16 protein-coding genes are annotated in these 18,861 nt (G+C 66.9%); 3 read left to right on the top strand and 13 right to left on the bottom strand.

The genetic code is table 11. The annotated features are described in order from the left end of the window. The 4 genes from H512_RS0108950 to H512_RS26920 form a co-directional block, all read right to left on the bottom strand. Positions 1-645 (bottom strand): PopZ family protein, encoded by a 645-nt coding sequence (locus H512_RS0108950; protein ID WP_053239701.1) that lies wholly within the window; start codon positions 643-645, stop codon positions 1-3. 356 nt (positions 646-1,001) lie between these two features. Next, complete coding sequence (locus H512_RS0108945) at positions 1,002-2,411, bottom strand: TolC family outer membrane protein (protein ID WP_053239700.1); 1,410 nt, start codon at positions 2,409-2,411, stop codon at positions 1,002-1,004. A 294-nt stretch (positions 2,412-2,705) separates the two neighbouring features. After that, positions 2,706-3,362: a protein-L-isoaspartate O-methyltransferase family protein gene (locus H512_RS0108940; RefSeq protein ID WP_026783164.1), complete on the bottom strand. Its 657-nt coding sequence runs from the start codon at positions 3,360-3,362 to the stop codon at positions 2,706-2,708. 294 nt (positions 3,363-3,656) lie between these two features. Next, positions 3,657-4,319 (bottom strand): hypothetical protein, encoded by a 663-nt coding sequence (locus H512_RS26920; RefSeq protein WP_156899434.1) that lies wholly within the window; start codon positions 4,317-4,319, stop codon positions 3,657-3,659. Positions 4,320-4,618: 299 nt separating this feature from the next. On the opposite strand from H512_RS26920, the gene H512_RS25720 reads away from it, so the two are divergent. The 3 genes from H512_RS25720 to H512_RS0108920 all read left to right on the top strand — a co-directional run bounded on the left by H512_RS25720 (position 4,619) and on the right by H512_RS0108920 (position 6,510). Continuing rightward, on the top strand, positions 4,619-5,641 hold the full coding sequence (locus tag H512_RS25720; protein WP_053239699.1) for a BRO-N domain-containing protein: 1,023 nt from the start codon (positions 4,619-4,621) through the stop codon (positions 5,639-5,641). Next, the gene (locus tag H512_RS0108925) at positions 5,638-5,868 is read left to right on the top strand and encodes a hypothetical protein (protein WP_156899433.1); all 231 of its coding nucleotides are present in this window, start codon (positions 5,638-5,640) and stop codon (positions 5,866-5,868) included. The genes H512_RS25720 and H512_RS0108925 overlap by 4 nt, the downstream gene beginning before the upstream one ends. A 90-nt stretch (positions 5,869-5,958) precedes the next feature. Next, positions 5,959-6,510, top strand: coding sequence for a recombinase family protein (locus H512_RS0108920; RefSeq protein ID WP_026783161.1), 552 nt, complete (start codon positions 5,959-5,961; stop codon positions 6,508-6,510). Between the two features lie 10 nt (positions 6,511-6,520). On the opposite strand, the gene H512_RS0108915 is transcribed toward H512_RS0108920, so the two are convergent. The 9 genes from H512_RS0108915 to H512_RS27455 all read right to left on the bottom strand — a co-directional run bounded on the left by H512_RS0108915 (position 6,521) and on the right by H512_RS27455 (position 18,860). Further along, positions 6,521-6,769 carry a hypothetical protein gene (locus H512_RS0108915; RefSeq protein WP_026783160.1) on the bottom strand — a complete coding sequence of 83 codons (249 nt, stop codon included), beginning with the start codon at positions 6,767-6,769 and terminating at the stop codon, positions 6,521-6,523. 123 nt (positions 6,770-6,892) lie between these two features. Next, complete coding sequence (locus tag H512_RS0108905) at positions 6,893-7,162, bottom strand: hypothetical protein (protein WP_026783159.1); 270 nt, start codon at positions 7,160-7,162, stop codon at positions 6,893-6,895. A gap of 1 nt (position 7,163) precedes the next feature. Next, positions 7,164-7,829: a phage tail tip lysozyme gene (locus H512_RS25715; protein WP_156899432.1), complete on the bottom strand. Its 666-nt coding sequence runs from the start codon at positions 7,827-7,829 to the stop codon at positions 7,164-7,166. A gap of 101 nt (positions 7,830-7,930) precedes the next feature. Further along, positions 7,931-8,353 (bottom strand): DUF4376 domain-containing protein, encoded by a 423-nt coding sequence (locus tag H512_RS0108895; protein WP_156899431.1) that lies wholly within the window; start codon positions 8,351-8,353, stop codon positions 7,931-7,933. Between the two features lie 38 nt (positions 8,354-8,391). Beyond that, positions 8,392-8,997 (bottom strand): hypothetical protein, encoded by a 606-nt coding sequence (locus H512_RS0108890; protein WP_026783157.1) that lies wholly within the window; start codon positions 8,995-8,997, stop codon positions 8,392-8,394. Beyond that, positions 8,994-10,427: a hypothetical protein gene (locus H512_RS0108885; protein ID WP_026783156.1), complete on the bottom strand. Its 1,434-nt coding sequence runs from the start codon at positions 10,425-10,427 to the stop codon at positions 8,994-8,996. The genes H512_RS0108890 and H512_RS0108885 overlap by 4 nt, the downstream gene beginning before the upstream one ends. Continuing rightward, positions 10,424-12,991 carry a hypothetical protein gene (locus tag H512_RS0108880; protein WP_026783155.1) on the bottom strand — a complete coding sequence of 856 codons (2,568 nt, stop codon included), beginning with the start codon at positions 12,989-12,991 and terminating at the stop codon, positions 10,424-10,426. The genes H512_RS0108885 and H512_RS0108880 overlap by 4 nt, the downstream gene beginning before the upstream one ends. Then, positions 12,991-16,182, bottom strand: coding sequence for a hypothetical protein (locus H512_RS0108875; RefSeq protein ID WP_026783154.1), 3,192 nt, complete (start codon positions 16,180-16,182; stop codon positions 12,991-12,993). The genes H512_RS0108880 and H512_RS0108875 overlap by 1 nt, the downstream gene beginning before the upstream one ends. Beyond that, positions 16,179-18,860, bottom strand: coding sequence for a transglycosylase SLT domain-containing protein (locus H512_RS27455; RefSeq protein ID WP_026783153.1), 2,682 nt, complete (start codon positions 18,858-18,860; stop codon positions 16,179-16,181). The genes H512_RS0108875 and H512_RS27455 overlap by 4 nt, the downstream gene beginning before the upstream one ends. Position 18,861 lies beyond the last annotated feature (1 nt).

Below are 18,861 nucleotides of genomic sequence, written 5' to 3'. Positions count from 1 at the left end.
TCAGCGTCCGCGCGACACGCGCTCGATCTCGGCGCGCACCAGCCGTTCGACGATCACCGGCAGGTTCTCGTCGAGCCAGGCGCGCAGCATCGGCCGCAGCATTTCCTTGACGAGGTCGTCGAGCGTGCGGGCGTTGGCGGCCAGCACCGTATGGCTCAACTGGCCGAAGGCGGACTGCACGCTGGCGGTGGCAGCCGCCGATACCAGCGGCTCCTCGGGCTCGACCTCCCGCTCCGGCGCCGGACGGGCGCGCGGCGCCTCGGCCCTGGGCGGCTCGGGCTTGCGCACCGGTTCGGGCGCCGGCTCGGCGAAGGCCACCTCGGCCTCGTCCTCCTTCAGACCCTCCACCAGTTCCAGCGTCTCTGCGTCATCGACGGTGGCAACATCCGCGAGATCAAGCACTTCCGGCTCGTCGTCGGCATCGTCGACGTCGATCTCCGGTTCGGCCTCGTCGTCATCACCCGACTGGGCGAACAGCTTGTCGAGGTCTTCTTCGGAAATATGCTCGTCGTCGGGGGCCGGCTCGGCCATGGTTTCGACCTCCGGTTTGGCAGCCGCCTTGGCCGGAGCAGCCTTCGGCGCCGCCTCCTTGCCTTCGGGTTCGTCGGCAATGATCCGCCGGATGGAAGCCAGGATTTCTTCCATTGAAGGTTCGGCGGACGCTGCTGCCTTGGCCATTGGTCTCACTCCGGGCGGGTCGCCCCGCCTCTCTACTCCGATCGAGGCCCGCTGCCGCACGACGGCCGGCAGCGGATCCGGGGCGCACGGCCCGGCGGAACAGTCCCCAGCGGCCGGACGACGGGCCTGATTCGACTTCCAAAGTATAGATTAGTTAACGCGGCTGAAAACGGTCGCGGCCGGAAATCCGGCAGTTATCCCCGGCGCCCGGCCGCATGGGGCGTCGAATGCCCGGAGAAACCCGGCCCGCCGCTCCCCCATCTTGGTCAAAGATCGAAATCTTCCGAGAAGTACAGGCGCTTCTCGGCCCGATGCTTCAGCGATCAGCGGCCGTCCGGCGTGCGCAGGCCGATCCACTTGTCGCGGACCTGCTGGTAGTGGTGCTCGGGCCGGTAAGCGGGCACGCTCAGACCAAGGCGCTCGCGATCGAGACGGCCCATGGCGGCGACCACGGCGTAGCTCGCCACAACGAGCTGCGCCTCGGCGCCCACCTCCGACAGTCGGGCATTGATCAGCGTGCTCTGGGCGTTGAGGACGTCGAGCGTCGTCCGCTGGCCGACCTTCTGCTCCTCAACGACGCCTTCCAGCGCCAGCCGGCTGGCCGTCACCGACGCCTGAGCGGCGACGATCTGCGCCTTGGCCGATTCGAGCGTGCTCCAGGCCTGGGCCAGCGCCGCGTCCACCGACATGCGGGCCGCGTCGATCTGCAGCTTGGCCTGACCAAGCTCCTCCTTGGCCTGCCGAACGGAGGCATACTCGCCGCCGCCCTGGTAGATCGGAATGGACAGCACGGCGGCGACCGACGCGTCGAGCGAGCGGACGCGGTCGGCACCGGTTGCGTCGGTGGACGATCCGGCGAGCGTGCTGCCGATCGATCCCTGCAGGCCGAAGGTCGGCAGCAGCGCGCCTTCCTGAATCGCCACGTTGTAGGAGGCGGTGTCGGCATTATAGATCGCCGCGCGGATGGCCGGATGCTCGGTGCGCGAGGCATCGACCGCCGCCGTCATCTTGGCTGGCAGCAGCTTGGAAATGGGACCGGGGTTGCGGAGGCCCTTCGGCTCGTGACCGACCACCTTGACGTAGTTGGCGCGGGCGGTGAGCAGGTCGGCCTGCGCCACGCTGACCGACGACGTGGCCGCGGCCAGCGCCGCCTGAGCCTGCGACACGTCGGTGCGGGTGCCCTCGCCCACCGAGAAGCGGTCGTTGGCCGCCCGCACCTGCTCCTGAAGGAAGGCGACGTTCGACTGCCGGAGGTCCAGCACCTGGCCCGACAGGATGACGCTCATGTAGGCGGAAGCGGTGTCGAGCAGCGTTGCCTGCTCCTTGGAGCGCAACTGCTCGCGCGCTGCCTTGACGGCGGATTCCGCCCTGTTGACGCCGTTCTCGATGCGGCCGCCGGCATAGATCGGCTGGATGATCTTGATGTCGGCCTGAACGGAGCCGGTGTTGGTGTAGTTATCCTGCCACATCCCGGTGGGGTAGATCCGGGCGCGAGTGTTATTGGCGGAGAACCCGGCCGCCAGGTTGCCGGTGATGGTCGGCCGGCCCTGGGCCAGCGCCTGCGGCACGTATTCGTCGGCGGCGCGCGTTCCCGCTCTCTGGGCGTTGAGTTCCGGATTATTGGCGTAGGCGGAGGACATCGCCTCCGTCAGCGATTCTGCCGAGGCAGCGCCCGACAGGACGACGGCGAGACAGAACGCGGCCGACAGGTACAGGGAGGGACGGAACGCCACGACACACCTCATTTTCATCGCCCACCGACGCGACAGAGCCGGCGGCCGGCGCCAAATCTTCTCACGCCCCGGTGAGAAGGCCGGCCGATCGCCACATTCATCAACAAACGGTTAATCGTTCGGCGCTGGACTATAGCCCATGAGCGGACGAACGGAAGCGCGGCCGGCGGCGCGGCGACGAATTCAGTCAAATCAGTGCACAGAAATCACAGTGCCCCAACAAGACCATCCGCGCCGCTTTACGCTGGCGGACGGCGGAACACGGTCACGCGAATCGTACCACCAAAGGAAAGACTAGAAGGCAAAAGCCTCGGCCGGGCGGAATCCCGGCAGCAGCGGCAGCGAGGCGTTGAATAGCACGCGGCCGGAAACCCCCGCCTCGCTCCGCGTGTAGAGCTTGGCCCGGGCGGCATTGCCCTCGCCCTCGACGAGCAGCAGCCGGCCGCCCTTGGCGAGCTGGCCGGCGATCGCCTCGGGGAACACGGCGACGGCGCCGTTGAATAGGATGACATCGAAGGGCGCGGCATTCGGCACGCCGCCAGCCAGCGGCGCTTCCACCACCGCCACGTTGGCGAGGCCGGCGAGCTGTCGCCGGGCAACGGCGGCCAGCGCCGCATCCTCCTCCAGCGCCACCACCGAGCCGGCGAGGCGGGACAGCACGGCGGCGCCGTAGCCCGAGGCGCTGCCGATCTCGAGCGCCTTGTCGGCCGGCCCGATGCCCGCGTGTTGCAACAGGCGGGCGAGAATCATCGGCTGGATCAGCACGCGCGGCGTCCGGCCGTCACCGAGCGGCAGGTCGCGATCGAGATAGGCGAGCGGCTTCTGGCCGTCCGGCGCGAAGTCCTCGCGCGCTACGTCCCCCATCGCGTCGATGATGCGGAGATCGGTGACGTCGTTCGGCCGAACCTGGCCGTCGACCATCTTGGTGCGCAACTCCGGAAAATCGATCATGGATCAGAAGTCCCCTGCCGGAAGCCCATGCTGGTCTCTCCAATAGCCGCCGCCCTTCCCCGAGACAAGGGCCTCTACGCAGCTTTGCGGAGCATGGGAATGGCGACGCCGGAACGAGCGGCGAAAGTCCCAACGGAATCAATATCATTTTTGAAGACTGGAGGCCACGGAGGGGCTACTATAATTGAATATTATCAACACATTAGTCCAAAGTGAGAAATGAAAATCTCACTATGAACTAAAACGGTTTTCGTTGTCGGTTTTCTCACCTTTGGCTTTGCCGGCACCAAGGACCTAGAAACCAAGCACTGTCCGAATCGGTCCGCGGTGGCTGGAAAAATAGGTGATCAGCCAGAGCATCCATGTAATGGGCCAGATCGCAGCGAGGAAGACATCGACCGTCAGGCTGAGCAGGATTTTGATGAAAGGCGAAGCGCGACCGTGCCAGGTGTCGACGACTGATATGATGTATGTGACCGGCCACATGATCATAAACGCGAGGCCGAGCGGGATAGTGATCGATTGGCTCTTTCTCAACCCAGCAAGAAATGCGCGCCGTCTCCATCTAGGCGTTCCGTCCATGACTGGTGTAGCTTGAGTCGTAATTCGAGCTTTCGCACACGATCCAAGTTCTCCAATGGCAATCATGAAGGGGAAATAAACGGCAATTCCAAGTAATATTCTCTCTATATTTGCATGGTACCCGTCAATTGTCGCCACATAAATTGACAAAATTAAAGCGAGGAGTATGAAAATTACAAGTCTCATCCCTCTATTCACGAAAGAACAAGTAAGAGCTATCATTAGCAACAACGTTAATATACTGCCATTATTTACTGTATTGTTAATGTAATCTAATCTCATACCCCACAATACCGTGTTATTGTATTCAGCGGGAGGAAGAGAACTTCTTTGCGCTTCAAGCTCCCGCCATGCAGCGTCCCAATCCGTCGCCATTGCGTCACCCCACCAGACCCACCTAAAATTGCATGATTCATCCTTCTCTCCCCGCTTGACAAGCGATTCCTTCGGGTGCACCGTCTGATCGTTCGGCCAAGGTCTGAAACCCGAGGCGGAACCATATCACCAGGGGCGGCAACGCCTCCGCGAACGGCGCATCCTGATATCCTCTGCGATGCTTCCGGGAGCCATGCGCGCATGTCCAGGGCTTCGGCCTAAAGGCGCATGGCACGTCGACCTCTGGCGATGTGTTTCAGCTCCCGGAGCCTTCGGGCTCCTAGCCAGAGGATGCCGCAATGGGTGACCAACCCAAAATCGTCGCGCTCGCTTTTGAAGACAAGCTCGTGCGCACCATCATGATCGACGGTGAACCGTGGTTCGTCGGCCGCGACGTGTGCCGAGTGCTCGAAATCAAGAATGAAAGCGACGCGCTTTGCCGCCTGGATGACGACGAACGACAGGATGGGGTCGCTATTGCCGACCCATTCCCCACCGAAAGGGTCGGCAATAGCGACCCTTCTCGTGGTGGTCGAGGCTATGCCACCATTGTCTCCGAGGCCGGCGTCTTCCGCCTCATCTTCACATCCCGCAAGCCGGAAGCCGAGCGCTTCAAGCGCTGGCTGGCGCACGACGTCCTTCCCGCCCTCCGCCGCACCGGCACCTACACCCTGCCCGGCCGGCAAGACGAAGCCGATCCCGCCGACGAGTTGCCGGCCCGGCGTGCCTCCGGCGACCACGTTGCCGAACTGACCGCCAAGACGGCCGCCGTCCGCGAGGCCCGTATCCTGATGGGCCGCGCCTTCGCCGCCCGCGTCTGGCGCGAGCTGGACATGCCGGCCGCCGGCGACATGCGCATGCCGCTCGCCTCGGTGTCGCCGCTCATTGAGGAGGAAGCCTTCGCGATCCTCGTCGATCTTCTCTCGGCACCGGACAGGGACGGCGTCATCATCGGCGACCAGATCGCCCGCGCCGTCGAATTGAAGCGCTCCGATCTGGTCGAGCCGCTTGGCCTGAAGCTCGTCTGGCGCCTTGCCGGCCGTGCCGTGCCGGAAGGTGCCCTGTTCGTCGCCAATCGGGCGCCGGCCATCACGCACGCCTTCGCCGGCACCGCCCGCGAAACCGACGCCGCCCTCAGGCTGCGCGACCTGCCCGGCGCTGCCGCCGGCACCGCCCGCATTGCCGCCATCGGCTACAACGGCCGGGGCACCGTCGTGCCGCCGGACCAACTAGACCTTGCGCTAAAGGAGGTTGCGTGCTCGCCGGATAGCAACCAATCGCCGTCCACAACTGCCTCGTTTGTAAACGAGGTGTATCCATGAACACGCAAGAAATCTGCGCGGCTGCAATGGGAAGAACGCTCGCCGAAATCATCGATCTCGGCGAAACGCTCTACATCGAGAACCAGCGCATCAGCCAGGCGGCCAAGCTCCTGCTCCGCTCGATCGAGAGCGGCGGCTCCCGCCAGGACAACTTGACGGTCCAGCTCATCCGATCAATCCGCGATACGGCCGATCATTGCTGCCGCGTGATCGAGGGGCCGCGTTGACCTCAGATATCCCGCGCCGGACGGGCGGCGCGGGACTTGACACATTGTTTCTTAATGCATACTCTAATGATACAACATTGGAGGTCACCCATGGCAATCTATGGCTACGCCCGCGTCTCGACCGTCGATCAGGACTGCGCCGTGCAGATCGCAGCGTTGCGGGCGGCGGGTTGTGAGGTCATCCGCTCGGAGCAGGCCAGCGGCACGTCGCGCGATGGCCGGCCGGAGCTGGAGACCCTGCTCCAGTTCGTGCGCGCCGGCGACGTCCTGGTGGTCACCCGCATCGACCGTCTGGCCCGCAGCATGAAGGATCTTCAGGACATCGTGCACGAGTTGAAGCGCAAGGGCGTCTCGCTCAAGGCGACCGAACAGCCGGTCGACACCTCGACGGCCGCCGGCAAGGCATTTCTCGATATGCTCGGCGTGTTCGCGGAATTCGAGACCAACCTGCGCCGCGAGCGCCAGGCCGAAGGGATCGCGGCCGCCAAGGAGGCCGGCGTCTACACCGGCCGCAAACCGTCGATCGACGCCGGCAAGGTGAAGGACCTTGCCGAACAGGGGATCGGTCCCAGCGAGATTGCCCGGCGCATGGGGATCAGCCGAGCCAGCGTCTATCGCGCCCTCGAAGCGATGAACAACTGAGCCTGCGGCATCAACGCTGCCCTCTATCCATGCTGGCGCGGAGGTAACTGATGTCGGTGCGGATTGCGGCGAGATCAGCCGCAACCCGCGCCATGTCGGCTTGGCTCAGCTTGAGGTCCGCCTCGACTGAGCCGATGCGCCGATCGTAGGATTGCACCGTCGTCATCATGCCGCCGGCTGCCGTGAGGATGGCGGCAACCGCGAGAATATTCGAGAACGTCACGTGATCCCACCACCTAGGGGGTTGATTGGATATCATCTCGCCTTCCTGATCATTTCGTCGTTGCCGAGGATCTTCCTCAGCGCGCTCGGATCTTCGTTGGCGAGGCAGACGGCAGCGGCGGGCTTGAGCGGCGTGACCACCTTGAGGCCGGCATTGCCCTCAGGGCGCGCCGCCGCGCACGCTGTCACAGAGATCGCCGCCGCCAGCGCGGCGGCAGAGCTGATGAGGCGAGAGCCCGTCGAGGCTTTCATCGATCCTGTTCCTTTCCTCGTAGGCGCGCAGGGACGCCCGATCGGACTTGGCTTGCTCGTGGTGCTGACCAGCGGCAAACAGCCACCAGGCGGCCAGCAGCGCGGCAACAGCAGCCAGTCCGAACAGGATCGATCGGCCGTTCATCTTCAGGAGGGTAGAAAGGACGGCAAGGGGCATGTCACACCCCCGCCTCGCGGGCCTTCCTGGCGTAGCGGCTGCGCTGCCAGATCACCCAGGCGGCGAGCACGCCGAGCACCAGCACGATCGGCAGGGCCACGCGCCAGTCGAGGCCACTGAAGGCGGCAATGCCGCCGGTCGCCGCGCTGGCGAGGGAGGCGACGTTGATGGTCGACAGCGCCATGGGCTTGTCGAGACCGGACACCGTCGCCGGCGCCTTGGGTTTCTCGGGCGTCAGCGGCACGGCCGTCGCCGGATAGGCCGTGTTGTAGGCGTCGAGCGCGATCCGCGCCCAGGCGAGGCGCCGATCCGTGTGCGCCACGCCCGGCCTCTCGAACGCCATCTCGAACGCCTTGGTCTTGGCCTCAAGGCCGAGTGCCGCCGACACCTTGCCGACGGTCGCCCTTTCGCTGGTCGCGAGTTCGTGCGCCAGGAAGCCGATGTTCGCCGAGGGGCCGGCCGGGTCGAGGCCTTCCTCCCGGCACCAGGCCTCGAAGGCCCGCCGGCGGGGACCGGTCCACTGAAACCAGCCGAAGCCGCCACGGCCGGCGATCGGCTTGACCTCCTGAAGCTTGGTGAAACCGAGGCTTTCGTGACCCCCATTGCCAAAGGCAGCGGCGGCATCCTCGACAGTCCAGGCCGGCACCAGACGCATGAGCGACTTCATGGCGCTTGGGACAATCGATCTGAAGTTCTGTTCGGCGGCGTTCATATCTTTGCCTCTCTGTCGGAACCTGAGCGCGTCCCTCCCGGAAAGGTCTCGTCGGCTCACCCCGGCCAGCCGGCGTTGATGTCGATGGCGTCGAGCGCGGCGGCATCCCCGGCCGCCAGCGCAGCGTCCTTGAGGTCGCGCCGGCGCTGGACGATCGCGGCGTAGTAGGCGCCGACGTCGGCGGCGAGCGTCAGGCCGGCGGCCGGCGTGGCAAGCGGGATGCGGATGTTCTCGGCGCTGATCCAGCCGCGCGAGTACGATGCCGGCCACGACACGGCACCGCTGGCGGCCGCCGTTGCAGTCGCCGCCATGGCGGTCAGGTCGGCGCGGCTGCCGGCATCGAGGGCGACATGCAGGCCGCCGTCGACCGGCGCGCCGGCGGCGAGCAGCGCATCGGCCGCCGTCGTGATGGCCGATAGCTTGGCCGCGCGAAGATCGTCGAGGGAGGGCTCGGTGATGTCGTCTTCGTGTTCGGTCACATCTCCGCTCGTGACATCGATCTCCAAGCGCATCGTGATTACTCCCAGAAAATAGTGATCGATCCGGCGGTAAAAGTATTGGTCCCTCCGGTGGTCGTGATGCGGATGCGGTCAAGGACGCCGGCCAGATCTTTGGAGCCACCAGCGCAAGCCACATACGCCTTGCCGTTCTCCGCAAGGAGGCTGCTGAGCACCCACTCGTTGCCTGTCCGATTGATCAAGGTGCAGATGCCCGTCGCAGCTTGCGCCACATCTTCCCACGTCACGGCGAAGCCGGTTGTGACCGTATAAATGCCGCCGCTCGAGTTCGCGCCGCCGGCATGCATCATGACACCGGCATATCCGGTAGCCACAACAGCGCCGGCCCCAAGTTGCAGGATGATCTGCGCCGAGCTGGCGGAGGTCGTCACCCCTTTCAGGGCAAGGGTGATCTTTCGCGCCGTGCTCGGAATGCCGACGAAGTCGATTGCAGTGCCCGACGTCGTCGCAATCGTTGCGCCACGGACCAGGGGCGCCGGCAGGCCCGTAAGTTGCGACCCGTCGACCGCCGGGAGTTTGCCAGCCCCATCGAGCGCCAGCAGGTTGTTGGCCGCGGTGCCGACGACACGGCGGGCGAGAGCGGCGAGATTTGCAGCAAAGCTCATGCGTAGGCCTCCACCGTCCAGCGCCAGCCGGCGAGCGTCAGAGTTGTGGCCACACCGGTTGTCTTGTGTGGAATTTGGAGTTGGAGATTGCTGGTCGTGCGCACGTTAATATTCGTCGCATCGCACCACACCGCGCCATAATAGTACGTGAAAGCGTTCGGCGCCGGCATGACGAAATCAACACTATCACCGACAGCGAACCCGGCCTCCGCTGTTTTACAGACCAAATGCCATCTCAGCATTTTGGGTGCGACGCCGAAACCATGCGGTATCGTGAACAAGGCGGCGGCAGTCCATGCCTGCTCTGCCGACGAGAAAGACTTTGTGAAGATCAGGCCGGTCAAACGCGAGCCGTCGACGGCCGGGAGTTTTCCGTCACCGCCGATTTTCAGGACTTGATTTGCACCGGTGCCGGCATCGAGCACCGCCGCAGTGCCGAGACCGAGATTGTTCCGCGCGACTGCCACGTTGCCGAGGTCGGCAAGGTTGGCGGCGGAGGTCAGTGCGCCCGCGACCTCGAACGAGCCGATCGCCACGCCGGCGATGCGATCACCAGCGGCCGCCGGCGTCGTCAGTGTCAGCGTTGACACGGCAATCGTATAATCGGCGCCGCCCCCGACGAGCCACGCGCCATTCAGGGAGACGATGCAGTGGGCCGGCGACGGTGACATCCCGAGGTCGAATACCGTCTGCCCGGCGGCGGCCGTGAAGGCGAGCGGCGTCAGCGCATTTTGCAGATCGCCCAGCCCGAGGTTTTCAAGCGCCTGCGCTCGCTGCCCTGGAGATAGGTCCTGCTCGTCTTCGTAGGAGACGTACCCCTCGACCGACGCCGCAGCCGCCTCGGCGCGGTCGGCCGCCTGAGTGGCCCCCGTTACCGCCCCCAGCGCAGCGCCAGCGGCGGCACTTGCCGTCCCGGCTGCATTCACGGCCGCCGTCCGGGCCGCGTCGATCTCGGAGGCCGTTGGCCCTGCGATGGCGCCGCCGTCGCCGTCCGAGACATACACTGCCCCCTCGGGCACGCTTGATGCGCCGCCGGCGACGACGATCGACGCCGCGTCGATGTCCTCGACAAGCTGCGACAGCTCGGCAACGCGCATGGCCGACCGGTCGAGCGCGGCGGCATGGCCGGCGGCGTCATAGGTGTCGGTCGCCGTCGGATCGTAGTCCTGCGTCATGGGCGTATCGCGCTCAAAGGACACGGTACCCGGCATCGCTGGGAAGGCCCCGAGCGGCACGACCGTCGCCACGCCGCCGACCGACAGCACGACGGAGTAGTGCAGTCCAAGGGTGAGCTGCTGGCTGTCGCCGCCCGCCGGCGTCAGGCTGACGACGAGCTGTGACCTCTCCAGCACTTGGATGCCGGTCGGAAACTCGGTCTCGGCGCCGGTCCAAAGGGCGGTCGCGCGTACAACGATGGATGTGACGGTCATCGGGCATCTCCGATCAGGGACGGCATGCGGCGAGGCGCGGGCTTGCCGGGCGCCCACCAGAAGCGCTGGCCGGCCTCCTTGGCCGCCTGCTTCTCGATCCGCTGGAAGCGCTCCGGGGTGCGCGGGTCGATCTGAAGGGCGAGCTGGTCGACAACCGCCCGCTGGAAGGCGAGGCGCGTCTGCCAGAGGGTGGAGCCGGGCATGTAGCGGGCGAGCACATAGAGGCCGTCGCCGGCGAAATGCGTCTCCTCGCCCTTCGCCCAGAGCTGGGCGTTCTTGATCAGCCAATCGCCGAGCACGGTCTCGACGGCGCCGGCCTGCGGGCCGACGATGGTCGTCGCCCACGAGTTGCCATAACGGGTTTGGTCCGCGAACAGGAAGTCGCCGAAAATGCCGAGGCCGCCGCCCTGGAGAATGGCGGCGCCGATCGTCTTCGCGTCAGTGGTCGGCAGCGGATCGCGGCCGTTGGCGACCTGCTTGGCCTGAAGCGCCAGAAGGCCCATGACCGACATCAATCCGAAGCTGCCGGCGGCATGGCCGAGGCGCCGGCCGTCCCATCCTCGGGCGAAGGCCCGCATCATGTGGGAGGTCACGAATGTCGCCGTGAAGCTCTTGTAGAGCGAAACCGCTCGGCGCGTCTCGCCGCCAAGCGTGCCCGGCTGGCTCTTGCCGAGCAGCAGGGCGCGGGTCAGCGCGTCGCTCTCGATCACCGCGTAGGTCATTTCCGTGTCGACCATGCGGGCGATCGAGGCGGCCACCCGGCGCGCGTCCGTGCTGCCGATCGCCGCCACGTCCATGTGGCGGATGAACTTCGCTCCCGGTCGGGGCTCGAAGGGCGTGGCCTTGCCGACCAGCTTCCAGCCGGCATCGCCGATGCCGTAGCGCTGGAGCGTATCGCGAAAGGCCGGCGAGAGATCGCCCCAGGCGCGCCCCGCATCGTTGGCGAGCTTCGCCTGGAACTCCATGCCGAAGGCGTTGCGGAGGATCGCCGTCCAGCGCCGGAGGCCGGATGCGCGAATGACGGCGCTCGATGCTTTCGCGGCCGTGCCGCTGCGGATGGCCTCGCCCATGAAGCGGTCGCCGGCGCCGACCGTGCCGGCGATGCTGTCGGCGATGAAGCCGTGCTGCAAGGCATCGATCTCGGCGCCCGGACGGCCCATGTCGGCGACGGCACGGGCAAGCGTTTTGACGGCGGAAATGTCGTTGAAGCGCGCCGTCATGGCGAGCAGCGCCGGATCGGAGATCGAGGAGATGATGGCCGATCCGAGCTGCGAGGAGACCAGCCAGGAGCGCATGTCGCTCATGGCGTTGGCGACGCCTTCATGCACCGGCCGGTTGGCATCGCCGGTTACCACCTGGCTCCACAGGGCGTTGATCTGGTTGCGGCCGACTTTGACGGTGTCGCCGATCCCGAGGTTCTTCTTGACCGTCTTCACGAAGCCTTTGGTGTCGGCCATCGAGCTTTCCGAGGCCAGCCGGCCGGCCTCGCGGTCGAACAGGCTGTCGATGTAGCGCTTCAGCGCCGCCGGGTTCGGTCCCAGCACTTCCAGCTTGGCAATGTCGGACGCCATGCCATCGATGTGATCAAGCATGGCCTGGTAGACCGACTGGTGACCGCCGAAGGCATTGGCATAACCCATCCAGCTATCGGCGTCCTTGAACAGCAGCACGCGGGCATCGGCGCGCGTGTTCGCGAGGGCCGGCCGCCCTCTGACGGCCGCGCTCGGCCCGCCATCCATCCCCTCGTTGACGATGCTGTCGAACACCTGGTCGAGCAGCTTGTCGAGCTTGCCGGGGCTGAGCGGCCGTCCTGTCGCAAAGCTCACCATCCTGTCCCGGTCGAGCAGCCTCTTGGTGTAGGCCTTCCACTGGTCGCGGCCGGCCGTGCGCACCTTGACGGCGTCATGGCTGGGGTTCGCCAGGCGCCAATCCTGACGGTAGGGTATGGCGCCGCCGGCCTTGTTGAAGGCGATCCGAAGATGCTCGGCCGTCTTGGTCCATGCCTCCGCTGCGGCGCGCGCCGCGCTGTTGCCGGTCGCCAGTCCGTAAAGCTCGCGCAGCACGTCGCCCTCGAAGGCGGTCTCTGCCTTGAAGCCGAGCATTTTCGGCCGCATCGTCTCGATCGCTCCGGCGAACATCGCATGCGCCTCGGCTCTGATGCGATGGCCGGCCGCCACCACGTTGTCGAAGGTCATGCCGATCTCGAAGGGATCGCGAACCAGCATCGACCGGATGGCGGCGGCGAGCGGCAGCATCAGGAAGGTCGGCGCCTTGCCCTCGGCCTTCAGCTCGCCGACCGTCTTGGTATAGGCGGTCACCCGCCGCAGCACGGCCGCCTGCGCCTTGGCCGTCCCGAAGGCGATCTGCGCCTTGCGCGCCGCCTCGGCGGCCGCCTCGTCGGCCGTCTCGATGGCGGCCTTGCGCATGGCGTCGCGCGCTGTGTCGCCGGCCGCCTTGAAGTTGGCCTCGGCTTCGTCGAGCCAGTCGAGCAGCACCTTCCCCTTTTGGGGATCGACGGCGCCGGAGGTGATTTTCGCGGTGAAGCAGAAGCGGGGCGAGACCATCAGCGAAGTCCGTTCTTGATCAAGCAATCGGCGAACTCGGCCGCCACGGCCGCATCGGCGTCGATCTCGTCGAGGAGCTGGCGTGCGGTCACCCTGCGCGTCGTGCCATCGGCCGCATCCAGCTCCAGCTCCAAGTCACCGACCTCGTCGACCAGGCGCCGCAGGTCCTCGTGGGCGGCGCGGCCCGCCTCGACCTGTTCGGCGAGGTGCGGCGAAACCTCCCGCCGGGTCGGCGCGGTTTCTTCGCCGGAGGGACTTGACATTCTGGATTTTTGAGACTCAGTGCCTATATCAGGCTCACGGGAGACACCTTCCATGTCGGTGACGTTCTGCAATTGGGACTGGCGGCCGGCCGTGCTGCTCAAGCCCTCGTTTCGGGCTTTCGCCGTGCTCGATCGCGGTGAGGACTGGACCGAGGTCGATGCGCCCGACGTGTCCCACACGGCGGCCGTGTTGCCCGAAGCGCGCTGGCGCGAGGTGTTCGAGCCCGAATTTGGCGAGCTGGACACGTCGAGGTTCACCCAATCCGAGCCCGCCTCGCGCGAAGCCGCCGAATAGAGTTTCAGCATTTCTTCATCGAGCGCCGTCCGCTCGGCCGCATCGGTCGATATGCGCTGCCGTTCATAAAGCGCATGCCCGCCGGCCCTCTTGGCCGCCAGCATATGCGGTTCCCAAAGCTGGATTTCGCCCACAGTGCCGTCAGGGAAGCGGATCAGCACCTTTCGGTCCACATAGCCCTGTTCGGTGCGTATCCACCCCTCGTCCAGCACCTCGAAGCGTCGCGCCAGTTCGTCCACGATCCTGTCGGCCTTGGCCGGCGTGTCCACGATGAAGCCGCCGCGCACGATGTCGGTAAGCTGGGCGGTCGACTTGTAGCCCTTGCGGAGCATCTTCTGCTCGGCCGTCTCGCGGGCCTTGATCTTCGCCGCCTTGTACTCGACGCCCACCGCGCCGGCGATCTCATGGCCGGCAGCCGTGAGTTCTTCCTGCCGCGCCGGCGCCACGGCGTAGAGCGCATCCATGTCGCGCGCCGGGGCATCGGCGAAGAAGCTCGCCCGATCGGCGGCGCGGCCGGGGGACCGGACAGCAGCAGGAGCGATGTCCTCGATGTCGGCGCCGGCGATCTTCGCGGCCGCGAAAGCCGCCCGAGGCGTCACCTCGAAGCCGAACAGGTCGGGGCCGTCGCCGGCGCGCAGCGCCGATCGAAACAGGGTCCGAAGCCGCTCGGCGACCTTTTCCCGGCCGGCCGCCACCGTCAGGCCGTCGTCGTGGAAGAACAGCCGCACGGCGTCGGCGACGCTCTCGCGCACCGCACCATGCTCGATGTCGGTCTGGGCAAGGAGCGCCGTCACCGGCTCGCCCGTCTGGCGGGCACGCTCGACCAGACGCCAGGCCTCGACAACGTCCTTCGTCGGATCGGAGAACGACAGCCGCCCCTCGGCGGCGGCCTGGCGCAGGCGGGCGGCCAGCGGCGCCGTGTCGCTCATGGCGCCGATGATCGCCCGCGACGTCGGATCGATGGTCTCGTAGAGGCTCTTGACCACGTCGGGCGCCTCGAAGCCGCGTTGCACCAGGGCGGCGGTCAGGCGATCGGCGCCGGCCTGCGACAGGTAGCCGTCGGCCGTCACCAGGTCGCCCATTTCCTCGGGCGTCGCCATGCGCTGAAGCGCCTTGCGGGCGAAGCCGGCGTTGCGTGCCTGTCCGGCCTCGCCGCCGGCAAAGGCGTCAAGCACTTCGGGCGTCAGCACCTTGGCATCGGCCGCTGCCTGTTCCGAGGCGGAAAGCCGCGCGGTAGCCGTCCGGTTAGCCTCGACGGCAAACGCCTGCCGCTCGGCCGGCGACAACTCGGTTTCGCGGACGCGCACCAGGACGGGTTCCCTCATGCCTTTCGCCTGGCTGAAACCCCGATCGGCCAGTTCCTTGCGATAGGCGTCGGCCCGCTCGGGCACGCGGGCGTAGGCTTCGCGGATACCAAGCACGCGGCCATTGCCGCTCTCGACAACGGCGTCGGGGCCGACGACCGGCGCGCCCTCGCGAGCGGTCGGGGCGTCCATCAGGAGGCGCGGATTGAGGTTGGCGGAGATCTCCGCGATCTGTGCCTGGCTCGCCGGCCGCGTCCGGTCGCGCGGCTGGAGGTCCGCCGGAAACAGCGGGTTCACGGCGCCGGCCGTGTCATGGCTGGTGATGAGCTTGTCCGCCTCGATCAACTGCCAGCGCGTCGCGAGGCTCCGGCCGTCGCCCCAGACGATTTCGTTGCGCCTGAGATTCGGCAGGTCGGCGACCGAGGCCAGCGGCTGGCCGCTGTCGATCGCCGCCCGCGCCATCGCCTCGCCGTCGAGCGCGACGACCGCCGATCGGGCGTCGGGCATGCCGGCCGCCGGCAGGTCGCGGGCCTCCTGGAAGCGGGCGACGGCGGCCGCATCCTGCGGCGACAGCGCCGACGGCGACGCTTCGGCCGGCCTCGGCGTGCCCGTCCGCGTGTCGAAGCGGTGCATGAGGCCGCCGGCGGCGCCGCCGATGGCTCCGGCGAGGCCGATCGACAGCGCTGCTTCGCCGAACGAATACTCGCCCCCGAGCTGCACGCGGTCGTGCTGCATGACCCCTTGTTCGAGGGCTTCGGTGCCGGCGTTGATAGCCGCTTCGCGGCCGATGCGAGCGATGAGGCCGACGCCCTTGCCGGCCGGAATAGCCATCGAGGCGAGGTTGATCGGATCGGCCACATTGGCGGCGAGCCAGCCGGTCCACGCCAGGGCGTTGGCGCTGAGGCCGTAAGTCCGCGCACTTGCGTCGGACAGGCGGCGCTCGTGTTCGCGCCACAGCTCCGAGGCGCGGGCGCCGACATCGATGTGCGGTTCGATCGCCTTTCGCTGGTCTTCCGGCAGCGTGGCGATGGCGCGGGCGAGCTTGACCGTGGTGGGGACGTCCATGTCTCCCGTGTGCCAGAGGCCGGATGTGTCGGAACCCATGGCCTGCGCGGCCCATCCCATCAATTCCTGGCCGGTCGCTTTGCGGAAGGCGGACGTCAGCTCGTTGGCCGCCTGATCCTTGAACCTCGCGTAAGTCGTCGGCCAATCGACGCTGTTCCAGCCGGCGCCGACGAAGGCGTCCCAGTTGGAAATCGGCGCTTCGGCCGGCGGCACCGCGTTGCGGCGGGCGATCGTCTCCGCCCATGCGGCCTCCCAGGAGGTCATTTCCGCTCCCCCGTCTGCCACACCGGCTTGTACTCGTAGACGAAGCGCTCGCGCAGATCGTCGAGCGCCGAGAAGTCGAGCATGAGGGGGGCGCCACTCCGGTTGGCGGTCATCACCGGCCGCAGATCGCTGCCCTGCGGCAGATAGACGCCGTAGACCGAGCCGCCCAGCGACATCGGCCGAAGTATCGCATTGTGGCGCAGAAACGCGGCATCGAAACGATGGCCGCCAGGGCCGAAGGCGCCGCCGGCGGCCTTAAGATCATCGTCGGTCAGGCTCTCGAACAGGCCCGAGAAGCGCAAAGCCGACATACCCTGCGGCGCCGGCACATAGGCCTCATTGATGCTGGTGAAAGAGCCCGTCACCTTCTCGACGGCCGACTGATAGGCGTCGGCATCATGCTCGCCAAACAGGGTCTCGCCCACGGCGCGGTCGGCGACGTAGATCGCCGTCGCCGCGTCGGCGATCGTCGCCTGGACGGTCGGGGGGTAGGTGTCCGGCGCGAGGCGCCCGAGCGTGTCGGCGAGGCCGTCCTTGATCGTCTCGGCCTTGGCCTTGACGTCGGGCAGCGCCATCAGCTCCTGCCCCCGGAATATCTGCTCGGCAATCGCCGGCCGATCCTTCCCCACCAGGCCGGCGACGATCATCATGTGCGCCTCGGCGCCGTCGGCCATCTGCTCGACGGCGCCGGTGAAGGCCCGGCCGTCCATCGCCCGCGCCAGGCCGGCCACGAACTCGGCCTTGCCGCCGCTGTCGAGCTTCGACCAGCGATCCTTGACGGCTCCAAGCTCGGCCGCCTGGAACGGCTTCACCGGCGCGCCGAGATAGGCGGCGGCCATGGTCGCCTGCTCGCCACGGCGGGCAAAGGCCGCCTGGAACTGTGATGATGACGGCGGGGCATCGTAGACAAGCGGCATCGTCTGGAGCCGGCCGGCGCGCACCGCGACGGAAACCGGATCGCTGTCGCGGTTCTTGGCAATCTCCGACGACACGGCCCTCATGGCATCGAGGCGCAACTGCTCGACTGGTGTCACCACTGGTGCCGTCGCCAGCCGGCTTTCTTCGGCCGACAGCGCTTCCTCCAGCGCGCTCGGCGGCATGCGCCAGGCGCTCGCGACGAACGGCGCGACCTGTTCGGCTCGGTTCAATTCCCGGAGCTTCAGCGCGCTTGCGCTGTCACCGGCCGCCGCCGCCGTCGCCAGCGTCTGTTTCGTCGATGCGATCAGCGCCGGGTCGGCGGCATAGCCGGCACCGTAGAGTTTGGCGATGTCGCCGGCGTCGTCGCGGGAAATAGCCGCGAGGTCGAGCAGCGCGCTTCTTTCCGCCGCTCGGTCAGACTTCTGCTTGTCCGACCATGCGCTTTCGGCGCGGAACCGGCCGGTCGCTGACAACGTCGAGCCCATGGGCTGCCCGAGGCGGCCGAATACGCTGCGGACATAATCGGCCGTTTCGGTGATGGGGATGACGGAGGCGAACTCCTCGGCCGTGAACGCCGGCCCGAAGCGGCGCACCGCCTCGTCACGCCAAGCGGTCGCGCGAGGCATCTTGTCGTTGCCGGGGCCGGCATTGTAGGCCGCGAGCGCCACGGCCACGTTGCCGTCGTAGCGGTCGAGCAGCCCTTGGAAATAGGTAAGGCCGATGCGGCGGTTGAGATCGGCGTCGGTGAGCAGCCTGGACTTCAGGGCATGATCGTCGAGCGCGGCTACATCGGCAAGTCCCATCTGTCGGGCAACCGATCGCGCGGTATCCGGCATGAGCTGGGATACGCCGAGCGCACCCTTTGGGCTAACCGTATTAACCCGCCCACCGCTCTCCTGTGGGATGACCCCCCGGTCAAAAATCCAACTGGCGGTGCCACCATCACGGACACGTCCGATCGCTCCGAAGCTCGATCGATCGTCTCCGGCCCGGATGCCGGCGAGCGTCTGCTCCTCCACGGCGGCATCGGCGCTCGCAAGGTAGCGCTGGCGGTCGAACGGGTCGATCGTGCCGAAGTTGGCGGGGTCGGACAGAAGGGCCTTGGCCTTGGCCGGATCGGTGCGGATCAGCTCCAGCACGGCGCCCTGCTCGGTGGTGGCGCGGAAGGTCAGCTTGCGCTGCTGCGCCTGGACGGGCGTGATCAGGCCGGTATTGGCGAGGCCATCGATGGCCTTGTCCCGATCGGCCATGATCGCCTGCCGTTCGGCGTCGGAGGCGGCCGAGCCATAGCGCTTGAAATAGCTCTGATCGGCCACGTCGAGGTTGGCGACCGCCGTCGAGGCCTCGTTGCTGCGGGCCGCGCCATGCACCGCGCCACGTGCCGCGATCGACTGTCGCTCGAAATCGAAGCCAAGCGCTTCCCGCTCTCGCGGATCGGTCACCATGTCGAGCGCTTCTTGCCGCAGCCTGGCTTCCGCGCTTGCAAATTCGGTCGGCGCCACCTTGTAGTCCGGGCTCTCGCTCCACTTGGTTTGCAGCTCGTCGAGGCCCTTAAGATAATGCGAGCGGGCACTGATCCCTTCCGAGCCGTCGCGGAGCTGCTTGTTGTAGTCGGCAACCCGGCCGACCGCCTCCGCTAGGTTGGAGACGGCGCCGCCGAACGAGGCGAGGCCGCGCCCTACGGCGTCGGCGGGCTGGATGACCGGCATCCGGCCTGGGCCGGGCGGCGCGACCTGCGACTGATAGGTGGGTGCCGGCATG

Origin of the sequence: Pleomorphomonas koreensis DSM 23070, from assembly GCF_000425185.1 — a bacterium.
In the GTDB taxonomy this organism is placed as follows: domain Bacteria; phylum Pseudomonadota; class Alphaproteobacteria; order Rhizobiales; family Pleomorphomonadaceae; genus Pleomorphomonas; species Pleomorphomonas koreensis.
The sequence above is the reverse complement of the archived record's forward strand: the minus strand, read 5'-3'. Positions and strand labels throughout refer to the sequence as shown.